General features: G+C 41.9%; 9 protein-coding genes and 1 pseudogene. 7 read left to right on the forward strand and 3 right to left on the reverse strand.

From position 1 onward, the window contains the following. Positions 1–17 precede the first annotated feature (17 nt). Together bglX and AB3G37_RS03105 are read right to left on the reverse strand one after the other, a co-directional pair. A complete protein-coding gene (gene bglX, locus AB3G37_RS03100; protein WP_369789673.1) occupies positions 18–2,330 on the reverse strand; it encodes a beta-glucosidase BglX in 2,313 nt (770 codons plus the stop codon). A 239-nt stretch (positions 2,331–2,569) separates the two neighbouring features. Next, the gene (locus tag AB3G37_RS03105; RefSeq protein ID WP_009638497.1) at positions 2,570–2,851 is read right to left on the reverse strand and encodes a YjcB family protein; all 282 of its coding nucleotides are present in this window, start codon (positions 2,849–2,851) and stop codon (positions 2,570–2,572) included. A gap of 719 nt (positions 2,852–3,570) precedes the next feature. On the opposite strand from AB3G37_RS03105, the gene AB3G37_RS03110 reads away from it, so the two are divergent. Both AB3G37_RS03110 and AB3G37_RS03115 read left to right on the forward strand, forming a co-directional pair. Further along, the gene (locus tag AB3G37_RS03110; protein WP_369789674.1) at positions 3,571–4,185 is read left to right on the forward strand and encodes a DNA-binding response regulator; all 615 of its coding nucleotides are present in this window, start codon (positions 3,571–3,573) and stop codon (positions 4,183–4,185) included. A 94-nt stretch (positions 4,186–4,279) separates the two neighbouring features. Further along, entirely contained in the window at positions 4,280–4,813 is a 534-nt protein-coding gene (locus AB3G37_RS03115; RefSeq protein WP_369789675.1) for a methylated-DNA--[protein]-cysteine S-methyltransferase, read from the forward strand. A gap of 769 nt (positions 4,814–5,582) precedes the next feature. Here the strand turns inward: AB3G37_RS03115 and AB3G37_RS03120 are convergent. Continuing rightward, a complete protein-coding gene (locus tag AB3G37_RS03120; RefSeq protein WP_369789676.1) occupies positions 5,583–5,762 on the reverse strand; it encodes a hypothetical protein in 180 nt (59 codons plus the stop codon). A gap of 425 nt (positions 5,763–6,187) precedes the next feature. On the opposite strand from AB3G37_RS03120, the gene AB3G37_RS03125 reads away from it, so the two are divergent. From AB3G37_RS03125 to AB3G37_RS03145, 5 genes and pseudogenes are all read left to right on the forward strand, one after another. Beyond that, positions 6,188–7,333, forward strand: coding sequence for a polysaccharide export protein (locus tag AB3G37_RS03125; RefSeq protein WP_369789677.1), 1,146 nt, complete (start codon positions 6,188–6,190; stop codon positions 7,331–7,333). Between the two features lie 26 nt (positions 7,334–7,359). Next, positions 7,360–7,794, forward strand: a complete 435-nt coding sequence (locus AB3G37_RS03130) for a protein tyrosine phosphatase (RefSeq protein WP_369789678.1) — start codon at positions 7,360–7,362, stop codon at positions 7,792–7,794. Between the two features lie 544 nt (positions 7,795–8,338). Beyond that, a complete protein-coding gene (gene wcaJ / locus AB3G37_RS03135) occupies positions 8,339–9,733 on the forward strand; it encodes an undecaprenyl-phosphate glucose phosphotransferase (protein ID WP_369789679.1) in 1,395 nt (464 codons plus the stop codon). A 1,050-nt stretch (positions 9,734–10,783) separates the two neighbouring features. Continuing rightward, a pseudogene (locus AB3G37_RS03140) lies at positions 10,784–11,272 on the forward strand (sugar transferase); the annotation flags it as partial. Positions 11,273–11,596: 324 nt separating this feature from the next. Further along, positions 11,597–12,844, forward strand: a complete 1,248-nt coding sequence (locus tag AB3G37_RS03145) for a glycoside hydrolase family 28 protein (RefSeq protein WP_369789680.1) — start codon at positions 11,597–11,599, stop codon at positions 12,842–12,844. Positions 12,845–13,095: the final 251 nt, after the last annotated feature.

The raw sequence follows: 13,095 nt of genomic DNA on the forward strand, positions 1-13,095 counted from the left end.
TGAGAGGCTGGAGGCCATTAAAGCAGCAGGAAGCTGCTTTCTTTGACATTCAATGAGTCCAGTCCGATGAATACATTAAATTTACCGGCCTGCGACGCCCATTTAAGCTGATTGTCGAAGAAACGCAGATCCTTCTCTTGCAGAGTAAAGGTTACGCGCTTTTCTTCACCAGGTTGCAGATAGACTTTCTCGAAACCTTTCAGCTCTTTAATCGGGCGGCTGAGAGAGGCCGTCACATCTTGGGTATAAAACTGAACGATAGTCGCACCGGCAACCTTACCGGTGTTTTTCACCATCACGCTGGCCTTGATATCGCCGGTACGCGAGAGGGTGGTGGAGGACAGGCTGACATCAGAAACGGAGAAATCGGTATAACTCAGGCCATAGCCAAACGGGAATAGCGGGCCGTAGGCGGTATCAAAATAACGTGAGGTGTACTTGTCCGGTTTTTGCGGATTGAACGGACGGCCAGTGTTGAGTTCACTGTTATAGATAGGGATTTGGCCGACATCGCGCGGGAAAGTCATCGGTAGCTTGCCCGAAGGATTGTAATCGCCAAACAACACATCGGCGATGGCGTGGCCGCCTTCTGTGCCGCTATACCAGGTTTCCAGCATTGCGTTGGAGATGTCGTTTTCCCAGCTCAGGGTCAACGGGCGTCCGTTCATCAGCACCAGCACCAGCGGCTTACCGGTGGCTTTCAGAGCTTTGATTAGCGCCTGCTGTGCTTGCGGAATATCGATATTGGTGCGGCTTGAGGCTTCGCTGGACATGCCCTGAGATTCACCAACAACCGCGACGATGACATCGGCCTGGTCAGCGGTTTTCACCGCTTCGTCAATCATCTGCTGTGGCGTGCGAGGATCGTTGACGACCGCTTTGTCATAAGAGTTCAGGAAATCGTAAATCGCTTTGTCATTGGTAATATTCGAGCCGCGAGCGTACAGCAAGGTGGCTTTATTGCCGAGTGCATCCTGCATACCTTTCAGCACGGTAACCGACTGTTTTGCAACGCCTGCAGCCGACCAACTCCCCATCATGTCGCGCTGGCTGTCTGCCAGTGGGCCAATCAGCGCAATAGTGCCTTTCTTTTGTAGCGGTAAAATGTGATTGTCGTTTTTCAACAATACCAGCGTGGTGCGAGCCACTTCCCGCGCCTGTGTACGATGCAGACGGCTTTCGGCGTTGGTATTGGCAGGGTCACTCGAGGCCGGGCCGAGATGGCGATAAGCATCGGCAAACAGGCCCATATCCCACTTGGCAGTTAATACATCACGCACTGCGCGGTCGATATCCTGCCGAGAAACTAATCCATCCTTGAGGAGCCCTTTAAGATATTTGCCGTACATGTTGTCGGCCATATCCATATCCACCCCGGCTTTCAGCGCCATGGCAGCGGCCTGACGATCGTTTTCGGCTACTCCATGTTTAACCAGCCCGCCAATCGCTCCGTGATCGCTGACTGTCAGTCCGTGGAATTTCCACTGGTCGCGCAAAATATCCTTCAACAGCCAGGTATTGGAGGTTGCCGGAACGCCGTTGACCGAATTCAGAGCGACCATCACCCCGCCTGCTCCGGCATCAAGCGCGGCTTTATAAGGCGGCATATAGTCGTTAAACATGCGCGACAGGCTCATATCGACAGTGTTGTATTCACGACCGCCTTCCACTGCACCATACAGGGCGTAATGTTTAACGTTAGCCATGATGTTGTCAGGAGCCGAAGGGTCATTGCCCTGATAGCCTTTTACCGTAACGGCAGCCATGAGTGAGGTCAGATAAGTGTCTTCGCCAAAACCTTCCGACACGCGGCCCCAGCGGGGATCGCGGGTGATATCCACCATGGGTGAGAAAGTCATGTTGAGTCCGTCCGCAGCAGTTTCTTCTGCCGAGATGCGGGCACTTAGGGCTACTGCATTAATATCCCAGCTGGCGGCCAATCCCAAACTGATGGGGAACACGGTACGCTGGCCATGGACAACATCATAGGCGTAAAACGGTGGGATCTTCAGGCGGCTATACTGCACCTGATCCTGCATGGCGCGAATATCGGGTTTCGTTACCGTGTTGAACACTCCGCCCACTTTATCGGCGCGAATGTCAGCCATAATCTGTTGTTTTGGATTATCCGGCCCGACGCTGACCAGATTAAGCTGGCCGATCTTTTCGTCCAATGTCATTTTATTCATCAGACTGGAGATAAAGGCGTCTCGCTGTTTCACCTGTAATTGGGGAATATTGGCAGAGGCGGGTGTTGATGAAATATTTTGAGCATAGAGCGGCGAGCTAAACATCAAAAATGCTGCACTGAGTAAATAATGCTTTTTCATTAAATATCCTAGATCTAAACACCGGCCTACCGACAAAAATACTCAATTATTGCAGGCAAACTTAGAAAGATTTTTTATGGTAATTAGAAGAAGAATTTAATAGGGAGCTGGGGGAATGGCAATGTATATATTGGATAAGCATAGGATTAATCACGGTATCACACATTCAGTCGAGTGTTTTGATACCGCAATAGTCTGGCAATAGCGGGAATAGCTAAGTGACGCGTCAGAGGTTTGCGTTATGGCATCGGCCAATTGGTTGGCGTTTTACTCATCACATCGATAAATACGTCTTTCGAGGCCAACCAGAAATGCGTCATCGCTTCAATACTCAAGTTCATACCCATTAATCCCATGACAAACCAGAACGTCATCGACAGGCCAAGGCCACTGCATACAAATGCCAGGGTATTCTTACTGGTTTGACGGCAAACTACATTGAGTTGGCTGGCGAAAAACATCATAAAGGCGCTCAGTAATTCCCAGCGCATCATCATGAAACCAGTAGTCAGGGTATTCATCGGTTCTCATTCCTTAGTGCAATCAATCTTTTACGCTTACTAAACGGCATAATTCCATGGCAAAGCCATGAATTTAAATAGGTAATGGTAGAAGTTTGGAAAAGTTAAATGGTGTCAAAGTGTGATTCAGGTCACATTATATCATCTGTTTTTAGAATTGTGCAAAAAACAATCTGGAATAATAACCGACATAAATCGTCTAAAAGTTATTAAAAAATGCACCTTATACTTTTTTAACGAAAATTTAACTGAGTTGGTCAAACTGATTACGGGTGATAGCCTAAGAATTTTCTCAACATCGGTGGCAGTAGTTTGGATTCTCTTTAGGCCAAAGATTTGTGAATGAGTAAGTAAATTTATGAAATGGAGCCGATTAGGTCTCAAATTCAAGGGATTTGACTAATTTATAACTATAAAGCATAAGTTTTTTTTGAGTGGTTTTAGGTTGCAACGCAATTACTAAGAAAAATCCTAGTCATACCTTATGGATTTAGTCACTATTTTTGCATGAAATTTAAGCAATATCTGGCTGCGGGATTTAAAGTGCCAGATGGAAGTTTTGATAAATATTAAAAGTCGATATAAAAAATGGCTATAAGCGCTTTTTTTCGGGTGTTTACGTCTTAATTCAAATTTAATGAATTAAGCCTATTCATGATGTGCGCCTAAAATTATATTTTTAAGGGCCGTTAGGATGACTCTTTATATTTAAGGGAACTATGAAAAACTTGGTCTTAATGGAACCGCATTCCTTTACCTGTATGGCTATTAGAACGCTCATTCCTGAAGATGTAAAAATCAGAGGCGCGCTAAAAGGTTATCCTCCGCTACAGTCTATGCTTGATGCAGAAATGATCGATATTGTCATTATGGAAATATACGATACGAATTTATTTCCCATGGATGGTATAGACTTTATACGACGCAATGCACACCATTGGAATCGTGTAACACTGATTATTTGTACGGATGTTGATAATATTTTTCTTATCAAAGAGTTAATGAAGTGTAAGGCCCGCGTTCTTATATCTAAAAAAGATGACATTGCTTCTATTCAGCACGCTATCGATAAAGGCATTTCGGGTGATTATTACTGTAGCTCTAACTTACTTGCTGTTGTTAATGCTGATAATAATCAGCTGTCTTTAACCTCAAGCGAGCTGAGGGTGATGTCATTATTATTGAATAACAATACGCCGATTGAAATATCAGAGTATCTTGGCGTCAGCTATAAAACGGTACAAACGCATAAAAGAAACGTTATGCAAAAATTGGGTGCGAGAAATAGTTTTGGATTATTAAAAATAGGCTATGAGTACAAGGCTAAATTATAGTATTGCGTAATCTTCACCAGCCTGGGTGTTTCCCCACCATTCTATAATCCTTATACTGAGGGAAGTGACCAGGCTGCCTTAAGGACGTGAATAAATGGAATGCACATTCAAACTGATGCCGTCTCCTGTCGGGATGCTAACTTTGATAGCCCGAGGAAATGCTCTTGCCGCCGTGCTTTGGGAACATGAGCGAAAAAATCGCGTCCGGCTTGGTGTGTTAACAGAAGACAGCTCCCATCCAATATTGCTTGAAACCGAAAATCAGCTGAACGAATATTTTTCCGGAACTCGGACTCAGTTTCAGCTGGATCTGGATTTTCAAGGCACTGAATTTCAAAAGCAGGTCTGGCAAGCCCTGCTAGACATTCCTTATGGTGAAACCCGCAGTTACGGTCAAATTGCCTTTTCCCTGGGCAATCCCAAGTCAGTTCGCGCCGTGGGGGCTGCCAACGGCCGGAATCCGATTTCTATTATTGCCCCCTGCCATCGAGTGATTGGTGCTTGCGGATCATTGACTGGTTTTGCTGGTGGTCTTGAGGCAAAAGCCTTTTTATTGACTCTTGAAGGGCATAATTTTTCCAAATCGGATCAGACTGCGCTTGCCTATCAAACCGAGCTGCCTTTTTAATGGCATCCAGGACATCTTGCGTATTATCGCGTTATATAGACATCGTTTTACTGTTAAATTTTACTTATGCTAATGTGTTTTTCTGTCGGCTGATGCTAATGGATGATCATGTTATTTCATAATAAATTTATGATGATAAGAAAATCCGGTTTAATCCTATCGTTAAAAATCCTAAAACTTGGTTAACTGAGTGTGCTTGGACAATAGATAACAATTGTCTAGTCTGAAATGTAGGGCTCGAAAGAGTTTTTGCGTAGCTTGCGGCAAAAATTATGTCATTTTCAGATAGTTTCATTATATTCTGATAGGCAAGTAAGTCATTGTATCAAAAATGGGTCTTTCTGTTTTCTTCGATTTCTTCGCGAGTGTTGCTGTTTGTTAAGAGGTCAGGATAGTGGCTCATGCCAAAAGGGATTTTTTTAGGCCGATACCACACTATAAATTAGGATATTTGTTGGTTTATTACTCTATTGCCAGAACAATTATCCTACGATTGACGGGCAAGGAGCCCACAGTGCTATGGTTGCTGCTAAGCCATGGCGGTAGCGTGCTTATAAAACGCGTCAATAAAAACTGTATGTTGAAAAATCTGTAGTCTCATCACCCGCCTGTGGCATTATCATTGTCAGGATTTCTTTTGTCTCAGCTTGGCCGTGTGCAAAGATTTAGTTCGATGACACCTACAAGTTTCAAACGTTGAGCTATTTGTTAGCCATTTAGACGACCGGGATGAATGACTCAGCGTAAATTGCCCTATCTTTTATCTGCATTAAAGGAAAGAGAGCAACCTGATGGCAAAAACAGCGGCGATAAAACGAGCTCCTTCAAAAACTCTTTTTTCTGAGATATGCAGCCTTGCCTTCTTGTTGACAGGTAGCGCCTCAGCAATCCGATCGCTGCAACACATCAATGATTCGCGCACAAATTTTCCCTGGTTAGCCGCCTGCATTATTATCCTGCAACGGATTATCAGTGTTATCGGTGAGAAGCTGATCAGAGTGGGAAGTCAAAAAAAGATCAGCTATCTTTTACTTTGAGACGACTAGTTTTCAGATTTGTAATTACGGCTGCGTTGTCCTTATTTATCATAATAGTTATTATCGTCAAAGTTATCGACTTGATGAGGCAATCAAGCTGAAGGCATCATGGCTTGGTTGAATAGAGCTATATCTTGCTGTAAGCCAATCAACCTGCGACAGTGGTAACCCGATGAAGAAAAAAGTAACAGTAATATTGTTGGGGCCAGTGCTAAATTGGATTTACCTTTAGACCTCTAAGCTACCTGGTTATGTAACGTGGTCGGGCAATAAAATAGGGGATATGGGTGATAGCGCGTCCTTTCCGTAACTTGACTCTAACTTTGAACAAATTTCAATGACAAAAAAATATGCATTCAAGTTGACAGCGATGGCTGTTTTTATAGGACTTCTCAGTGGTTGTACGATAATTCCTGGTCAGGGTTTAAGCACTCTTGGCAAAAATGAGGTTAAGCAACCTGACAGCGGAACAGACTGGGATTCCAAAATTAATGTCTATCCGATGACACCGCAACTGGTAGCCAAGTTGCGTGCAGCGCCTGTCGTGGCAAGACCGAACCCTGAATTAGATGCATTGCTGAGCCGTTATCAATATCGTATCGGTGTTGGTGATGTTTTGAATATTACTGTGTGGGATCACCCCGAGCTAACTACTCCCGCGGGCACTTATCGCAGCGCTGCCGAAAGCGGTAACTGGGTCGGTGCAGACGGTAATATCTTCTATCCTTACATTGGTAGTGTTTACGTAGTGGGTAAAACTATTGATGAAGTTCGTCAAGAAGTCGCCAAGCGCCTTGTGACTTATATTCAAAGCCCGCAGGTTGACGTTAGTGTTGCCGCTTTCCGTTCGCAGAAAGCCTATATTTCAGGTGAGGTGACAAAATCTGGTCAGTTGCCAATTTCGAACATACCGTTGACGGTGGTTGATGCAATAAATGATGCGGGTGGATTGCTGGCTGATGCCGACTGGCGTAATGCTATATTGACGCATAACGGCAAAGATCAAAATATCGATCTCTCCGCATTACTGCAGAAAGGCGACCTGACCCAAAACCATTTGCTTTACCCTGACGACATACTTTATGTGCCGCGTAATGATAGCCAGAAAGTCTTTGTTATGGGTGAAGTTGTTAAACAGAATACTCAAAAAATCGACAGTAGTGGCATGACACTTGCTGAGGCATTAGGAAACGCTGAAGGTATTAATCAAATTAGCTCTGATGCTACCGGTGTCTTTGTTATCCGCCAGATAAAAGGTGGGGATAAACAGGGCCATATAGCCAATATTTATCAGCTCAATGCTAAGGATGCTACCGCGATGGTTATGGCATCACAGTTCCAGCTTCAACCATACGATATCGTTTATGTGACTAGTACACCACTGAACCGTTGGAACCGTGTGATTTCACAGTTGGTCCCAACTATTACCGGTGCAAATCTGCAGATCGAGTCAATGCGTTATATCAGAGATTGGAATCAGTAATCAATATAAGCAACTGGGCATAATTTATGTTTAATTCGGTGCTAATCGTATGTACAGGTAATATCTGTCGTTCTCCTACTGCTGAAAGAAGACTGCGCCAGTTATTACCGGACATGAAGATCGATTCGGCGGGTGTTGGAGCTTTGGTCGACCATGAGGCCGATCAGGATGCATCATTTACCGCAGAAAAACACGGACTTTCACTGGAAGATCATAAAGGGCGGCAGTTCAATGCCGCTTTAGCGCGTCAGTATGATTTAATTTTAGTGATGGAGCAGCCACATATTGAGCAGGTGACACGTCAGGCAATAGAAGCTAGAGGTAAAACTCTGCTTTTAGGCCACTGGCTAGAAAAAAAAGAGATACCTGATCCTTATCGTAAAAGTCGTGAGGCTTTTGAACATGTTTACCAGTTAATTGATAAAGCCTGCCTAAGTTGGTCCAAAAAGTTAGGCGGTTAAGTAGTTAAAAATAAAAGATATTATTAATTTTTACGATTGAATTACAACGGCCTGCTATTAATTTTTTTAAATATTTAATATAAGTCCGTTGTCTCAATGTGCATTATCATGTGATTATTTAAAATACAAAAAATTGCAAAATTATAAATTTTAGACAAAATCCTAGCCTATATTTTTTTCAAGGAAATAGATTCTTAATTTGTTAGAGTTTCAATTTATTAATATTGAGTAGTTGCTGATCTAGGATTTTCGTACTAAGTAATTTTTGATATTAAATTCCCCAAAAAAATAGATAATGAGATGCTCTTTACTTATAAGGAGGGTTGTCTGATATTATTTAACTTATGAATGCTTCGCATTATTTTTCTCACTTTCATCTTATAGTACTGAAATTTATAACTGCCCCATGAACTCGATAGGTTGGGAAAACTTCGATCAATTGGATTGAAAAGATAACACAGACTAGTTTTGTATTTATGACTGGGATCTGACTTATCACACTTTATGGGCACATGGTATCCATATTCGCAGACAGGCAAAAAACATGACGAGTTTTCGTGAAAAAACGTTTCACTACAGTGCAACTGTCACATCTCTCATACAAAGACTTTCAGACATTATTACAATATTTTCAGGGTTGTATATTACGCGAATTCTATTCCATGAAAAATTCATGCCGCAAGATATTATTATGGTTTTGGCATCAATTATCGTATTTCAAATGATAGGTGGTTTTACAGATTTTTATCGATCATGGCGTGGTGTCAGAATTACATTCGAGTTGAGAGTTGTGTTGCAAAGTTGGGTGTTAACAGTGCTAATCACTTTTGGAGTGTTATCGCTTGTCAACATAGTCAATGAGAATATTTATGTGTGCAGTTCCTGGTTTTTAATAGTTTGTTTAGGTTTTATAATTTCTAGATTGATTATAAGATTTGCTATTGGTTATCTGCGTAACAAGGGATATAACACTCGAAATGTGGCTATCATGGGTTCATTACCAGCAGGTGTAAAACTTGCAGAATCATTACGAGATGCCCACTGGATGGGCTTTAAAGTATTAGGCATATATGATGAGGAAAATGTGCCTTTAGATACTAAAATTCCTAAATGCGGGAATTATAATGATCTGATTCTTGACGTTAGAATGGGGAAAATTGACAGGGTTTATATCGCCCTGCCTATGACTCAAGAAAAAACCATTAAAGAAGTTGTCGATGAATTATCTGATTCAACCTGTTCGGTCGTATTGATACCCGATATCTTTACATTTAATCTGCTGCATTCAAGAACAGAAGAAATTAATGGTGTACCAGTAGTTTCTCTTTTTGATACGCCTATGATTGGTGTGAATAAGTTGGTTAAACGTTTAGAAGACATAATTATCTCAATTATGATACTGACATTTATATCACCTGTGTTAGTTGTAATTGCACTTCTAGTTAAAATGACCTCGCCAGGGCCAATAATATTTAAACAGCAGCGTTATGGCATTGATGGGAAAGGGATTGCTGTATGGAAATTTAGAAGTATGGTCGTGATGGAGAACGGAGATAATGTTATTCAGGCTACCAAAGGTGATGTACGTATTACCAAATTAGGGAGCTTTTTACGAAAAACCTCACTTGATGAATTGCCTCAATTTATCAATGTGATAAAAGGAGATATGTCTATCGTTGGGCCTCGACCTCATGCTGTTGCTCACAATGAGCAGTATCGTAAGAAGATTCGCGGTTACATGCTACGTCACAAGATGAAACCAGGTATTACTGGATGGGCACAAATTAACGGCTGGCGCGGTGAAACCGATACATTGGAAAAAATGGAGAAAAGAGTCGATTATGATTTGGAATATATTCATAATTGGAGCTTGGCTTTAGATTTGAAAATTATATTTCTTACGATTTTTAAAGGATTTATTCATAAAGCTGCTTATTAATACAATTTAGGTTTGAGTTATTTACAAAAATAGCCGCATCAAGTGACAAGTAAACCAAAATTTTAATACATTAAATATTAGCGATTATGGATTATTAAATACCTTTACGATTTCAACCATCAGATTATAAAGCACTTTCTTTCAAAGCAGAAATTTAATGGAATCAGTTAAGGTTAAACTAATAATCAAAATTTTTCTTCAAATTTCCAATGCCTCATAATTAAGTTGAATGTTCCATTCAGCTAGCATTCTGTAATCTTTATTTATTTCATTTCAGGGATTGTAAAGACAGTGGGTGGGGCAAGCCTGTTAAATCGGGTGTTGTGCATGATAATTTTCCTACAATGAGAGAGTAAGTACGATAAAATACTCAGAAAATGAGCGGACCTATATAAAATTAATGCTTACTTTAAGATGTATACAAAAAAATAATTCAGAATATAAACTCCTAAGTGCTAATTTTTTATTTTAAGTGTAATGAATTGTTACTAACGTAGTTTTAAAATTTACTGAGTGGATTATATTTTTATACTTTTCAAACACTGCTTTAACATTTATGTAATTAGTTTAGTTTGGACATCCGAAAGTAAATGCTTCAGTTATTGGTTTCAGAAGTAGAGAGGGGTGTGCTAAATATGGGGTCGAATTAGAAAGCTCCAGCTTATGCATTTTTATTATTACATCCCTTCTCCCTTTTTACTTTTAATTTTTTACATGATCAATTGTGTTGTAAATTTATGATATTTTTGTCTTGTCTTTATCAGACTTTATAATCTTTGCTCTTTTATCGTATCTGACGGCAGGCGAAATACACTTCAATTTTAGTCACAATAATATTGAATTACTTTAAGCAAAGATTAGATTATGGGTATTCCTTCATTAGTCATTAGTATGCAGTATGGTTAATTAGGATGGGGCTTGCCTTCGTCAAAAGATATTCGATTAAGATATTCGATTATTCACGCCAATGGCAAGAGGCGTGATAATAGCATCGTAAAACGCATGCATTTATAGTTACAGATGAAAATAATGGAGGTGATATACGTATTTTATGGCCATGAACGTATCGGCAAGAGTGGCATTCCATTTAAGTGTTTAAAATTCCGCTCCATGGCGATTAATTCAAAAGAATTATTGGCTGAGCTATTGGAAACAGATGCTGAAGCTCGAGCCGAATGGGAGGAGACGTTTAAGCTTAAAAACGATCCGCGCGTGACCAAAATTGGTAGCCTGTTGCGCCGCACCAGTCTGGATGAACTTCCTCAGCTGTTTAACGTGTTGAAAGGGGAGATGAGCCTGGTAGGTCCACGTCCAATTATTCATGCCGAGCTAGAACGTTATCGCGACCAGGTTGATTATTATCTGTTAAGCAAGCCTGGAATGACTGGCCTTTGGCAGGTCAGCGGCCGAAGTGACGTTGACTATGAAACTCGCGTCTATTTTGATGCCTGGTATGTGAAAAACTGGTCAATGTGGAATGATATCGCAATTCTTTTCAAAACTGTCGGTGTAGTATTCAAACGCGATGGCGCTTATTAATACCAAAAGTTAATACTTCTGCTGCTTGTTTTATGCAAAGCCGGTCCTGATTCAGGTCCGGCTTTTTTATTGGGTGCGGATTACCGTAGTAAGGGCTCAACGATAGGGACAATCTTCTGCCAGTTAATGAAAATCAGAATTGCTGCGGCTGCTAAAACGATGAATACCCATTTTCCAAGCATATCCGTTCCTCTGTTCTCTGAAGTAGATTCCTAATCTTTTATCTTATACCGCATGAATGTGTTGATTTACTTAAAATGTGTTTAATTAGTGTTGCGGTTTTTTGCCGCATGCTGAGAGACGACTTTTTAAAGGCAACGAGCTATGAAACGGGCTTTTGACCTCACTGTTTTCCCTCCTATTCTTTTTATACTAATCGGCCTTTTACTGATTGCCAACGTGCACGCTGCCGACAGGAGAAAGGTTTTAGAGCCAGAGTTGCCTAAAATCGTGTGCGCAACACTGTTGCCGATGAAAGATAAAAACGCCGATCAGCAAAGGATTCAGGCCGCTATTGACCACTGCCCCTCAGGTGCTGCGGTGCGTTTTAGCAAGGGAGATTTCATCAGTGGGCCACTAGTTATCCGTTCTGGTGTTTCTTTATGGATCGACAGCGGTGCAGTCCTGGCGGCCTCGAACGATCCCCATTCCTACGACAGGGGCCAGGGCCTGTGCGGAACACTAGCTGGCCGCGGAGATGGTTGTCGGCCATTCATCACCTTTGAGGGCAATAATGGCGGTGGAATTACTGGCGATGGCGAGATAGACGGGCGCGGCGGTCAACTTATGAAAGGCCGAAATGAGTCTTGGTGGCAGCTTGCTCGACGTGCGCAGAAGGAGCATCGCCGACAGAATACTCCGCGACTTATCGAAATTGAACACGCCAGAAATTTGGTTTTCTATCGTATCAGACTGGTGAACTCCCCTAATTTTCACATGGCTATGAACCACGTCGAGGGTATTACAGTTTGGGGGGTGACTATCAACGCGCCTGCCACGGCGAGAAATACCGACGGTATTGATCCAGGCGCTGCGACAGACGTCACCATCGCACACAGCATCATCAGTACAGGGGATGATGATGTAGCGATCAAAGCGGGAAGTGGAGGCGGCAGCCGTTTTATTTCTATTATCGACAATCACTTTTTTGCTGGGCATGGTATGTCGATTGGCAGTGAAACATCAGCCGGAGTAAGTGATGTATTAGTTAATGGATTAACGTTGGACGGGACTACTTCTGGCCTGCGGATTAAAAGCGATGTCAGCCGGGGAGGATTGGTAAACAATATCGACTTCGAGAATATTACATTGCACCACAACCGCTGGCCGATCAATTTCGATACCCGTTATGATCCCGCTGCTAAAGGTAATTTAATTCCTCAATTCCAAAATATAACCCTCGCCAATATCCGTGGCGGATCGGGGGTCTTGATCATGCGAGGCTATGATCCCGCTCATCCTCTCAGCGTTACGCTTAAAAATGTACATTTTGATAAAGAAGCTCAATGGGAAGTAGAAAATACTCATGTGAAGGTTTTGGGGGATATTTATCCAAAGTTAGCACCACGCTAGATCCTATTTTTTCGCTTTTGCAGACTTCGAGAACACTTTACCGGCGGCTGATTATTTATTTGGACCGAGGTATAACGAGGATCTTTGAACCAAAACAATATCGTCAAATTTTCCCTGATGCATAAAACGAAACTCACAATTTTATTAGAGAAGCGAAAGCGGGTTTTTTGACAACGTGAAAGTGGATGAAGATTCACTATCGCCACTAAGTGGCCATTTGAAACTTAGGCAATAAAAAAGCCACTTCGGAA

Source organism: Rouxiella sp. WC2420, assembly GCF_041200025.1.
Classification (GTDB): Bacteria; Pseudomonadota; Gammaproteobacteria; order Enterobacterales; family Enterobacteriaceae; genus Rouxiella.

What these genes read in the sequence shown, in the direction of transcription:
- bglX (WP_369789673.1), bottom strand. Translation starts at nt 2,330, where the DNA reads ATGAAAAAGCATTATTTACTCAGTGCAGCATTTTTGATGTTTAGCTCG.
- AB3G37_RS03125 (WP_369789677.1), top strand. Translation starts at nt 6,188, where the DNA reads ATGACAAAAAAATATGCATTCAAGTTGACAGCGATGGCTGTTTTTATA.
- wcaJ (WP_369789679.1), top strand. Translation starts at nt 8,339, where the DNA reads ATGACGAGTTTTCGTGAAAAAACGTTTCACTACAGTGCAACTGTCACA.
- AB3G37_RS03115 (WP_369789675.1), top strand. Translation starts at nt 4,280, where the DNA reads ATGGAATGCACATTCAAACTGATGCCGTCTCCTGTCGGGATGCTAACT.
- AB3G37_RS03130 (WP_369789678.1), top strand. Translation starts at nt 7,360, where the DNA reads ATGTTTAATTCGGTGCTAATCGTATGTACAGGTAATATCTGTCGTTCT.
- AB3G37_RS03105 (WP_009638497.1), bottom strand. Translation starts at nt 2,851, where the DNA reads ATGAATACCCTGACTACTGGTTTCATGATGATGCGCTGGGAATTACTG.
- AB3G37_RS03120 (WP_369789676.1), bottom strand. Translation starts at nt 5,762, where the DNA reads ATGCAGGCGGCTAACCAGGGAAAATTTGTGCGCGAATCATTGATGTGT.
- AB3G37_RS03145 (WP_369789680.1), top strand. Translation starts at nt 11,597, where the DNA reads ATGAAACGGGCTTTTGACCTCACTGTTTTCCCTCCTATTCTTTTTATA.
- AB3G37_RS03110 (WP_369789674.1), top strand. Translation starts at nt 3,571, where the DNA reads ATGAAAAACTTGGTCTTAATGGAACCGCATTCCTTTACCTGTATGGCT.